Raw genomic sequence first — 212 nt, 5'->3', positions numbered from 1 at the left:
CTCCGGCAGGAAAAGGCTGAGCCAATCTTAACATCGTTGCATGAATGGTTAGAAAAAAGCGAGAAAACAGTCCTGCCCAAAAGTAAAATTGGGGTAGCAATCAAGTACACATTGAATCAGTGGGAAAAACTGAGGCGTTACCTTGAATCAGGTGAATTAGGCATTGATAATAATGTCACTGAACGCGATATCAGGCCGTTTACGACGGGGCG

1 protein-coding gene is annotated in these 212 nt (G+C 44.3%); it reads left to right on the top strand.

Annotation, left to right across the window (positions count from 1 at the left end):
- Positions 1–212, top strand: a 212-nt coding sequence (locus AAEZ02_RS23700) for an IS66 family transposase (RefSeq protein ID WP_351125717.1), incomplete at both ends; no start/stop codon positions are given.

It is taken from the genome of Shewanella sp. T24-MNA-CIBAN-0130 (assembly GCF_040310185.1).
GTDB lineage: Bacteria > Pseudomonadota > Gammaproteobacteria > Enterobacterales > Shewanellaceae > Shewanella > Shewanella psychromarinicola.
This window is presented reverse-complemented; position numbering and strand designations above follow the sequence as displayed.